Below are 1,428 nucleotides of genomic sequence, written 5' to 3' on the forward strand. Positions count from 1 at the left end.
GTGCGGGCGTCACGGAGTCGGGTACCTCGGGGGAGGGGGACGGGGTCGGTGCCGCACTCTACTCGGGCGCGTCCGGGGCCTTCGACGCCGGTCGGGGCCCTCGTGGGGGCCGTACGCCGGCGGGACGCGCGCCTGCGGCGGGCGGGCTGTCGGTGGCGCGCGGCACACTGGACGCATGTGCCGCAGCATCAAGACCCTCCGTCCGCCCGTGCTCCCCGAGGAGGCCACCGAGGAGGACATGCACGCAGCCGCCCTGCAGTACGTGCGCAAGGTGTCCGGCTTCCGGGCGCCCGCCGCGCACAACAAGGAGGTGTTCGACCGGGCCGTCGTCGAGATCACCGAGGCCACCCAGCGTCTGCTGGACGGTCTGGAGGTGCGGGGCTCCGCTACGCGGCAGGCCGCCCGGCCTGCGCCGGACGCCGCATGACGTAGGCGGCGAGCAGCCCGGCCCCGAACAGCGCGAGCACGGAGACGGCCGCGCCGATCCAGCTCGCGCCGAGCCACTGGCCGCCGAACCAGCCGAGGCCGACGCTGTAGCCGGCCCAGATCAGGCCGGCCAGTGCCGACCAGGGCAGGAACTCCTTGATCTTGCGCTGTGCGGCCCCCGCGCCGAGGGACACCACCGAACGTCCGGCGGGCGCGAAGCGGGCGATGACGACGAGCGCGCCGCCGCCCCGGCCGAGGGCGATGCCGAGACGTTCCTGTGCGCGGGTCAGGCGGCGGGAGCGGGCGATGGCCCGGTCGAAGCGGGCACCGCCGCGCCGGGCGAGCCGGTAGGCGAAGAGGTCGCCGAGGACGGACGCGGTCGCCGCGCAGAGCAGCAGGACGAGCAGGGAGGGCACTTCCCGCTGCACGCCGGCACCGGCCACGCCCGCGCCGCCGGCGGTGGAGCCCGCGGCCGCCGCGGTCGCCGCGGTGATCACCAGGACGCCGCTGGGCAGGACGGGCAGGAAGACGTCGAGCAGGACGGACAGGGCCACGACGGCGTAGATCCAGGGACTGCCGGTCAGCGGCCCGAGACTCTCCAGCACGATGGCTCTCCCGGCCCGGCCCCCCGGCCGCTCGACGACACGGCCGTCGTGCCGCGGCGGGGCGGCAGGACGGCTCGACAGCTGTACAGCGTACGCCGGGGACGGGTGCGGAGATCCGCAGGGGTGCGGGATGTCGTACGGCACGGGCATGCGGAGGACAGGTATGCGAACGGTTCCGTGCCGTACGACATCCCGCACCCCTGCGGATCTCCGCACCCGTCCCCGGCGTACGCTGTACAGCTGTCGAGCCGTCCTGCCGCCCCGCCGCGGCACGACGGCCGTGTCGTCGAGCGGCCGGGGGGCCGGGCCGGGAGAGCCATCGTGCTGGAGAGTCTCGGGCCGCTGACCGGCAGTCCCTGGATCTACGCCGTCGTGGCCCTGTCCGTCCTGCTCGACG

2 protein-coding genes and 1 pseudogene are annotated in these 1,428 nt (G+C 75.4%); 2 read left to right on the plus strand and 1 reads right to left on the minus strand.

Going from position 1 to position 1,428, the window contains the following annotated elements:
* Positions 1-175: 175 nt before the first annotated feature.
* On the plus strand, positions 176-427 hold the full coding sequence (locus EAO77_RS35575; protein WP_147992454.1) for a DUF2277 domain-containing protein: 252 nt from the start codon (positions 176-178) through the stop codon (positions 425-427).
* On the opposite strand, the gene EAO77_RS35580 is transcribed toward EAO77_RS35575, so the two are convergent.
* On the minus strand, positions 387-1,031 hold the full coding sequence (locus EAO77_RS35580; protein ID WP_147992455.1) for a DedA family protein: 645 nt from the start codon (positions 1,029-1,031) through the stop codon (positions 387-389). The two genes, EAO77_RS35575 and EAO77_RS35580, sit on opposite strands and share 41 nt — an antisense overlap.
* Before the next feature lie 177 nt (positions 1,032-1,208).
* Between EAO77_RS35580 and EAO77_RS39560 the strand changes: the two are divergent.
* Positions 1,209-1,428: pseudogene (locus EAO77_RS39560) on the plus strand (hypothetical protein); the annotation flags it as partial.

The sequence above is a fragment of the Streptomyces sp. T39 genome (assembly GCF_008042045.1).
Classification (GTDB): domain Bacteria; phylum Actinomycetota; class Actinomycetes; order Streptomycetales; family Streptomycetaceae; genus Streptomyces.

What these genes read in the sequence shown, in the direction of transcription:
- EAO77_RS35575 (WP_147992454.1), top strand. Translation starts at nt 176, where the DNA reads ATGTGCCGCAGCATCAAGACCCTCCGTCCGCCCGTGCTCCCCGAGGAG.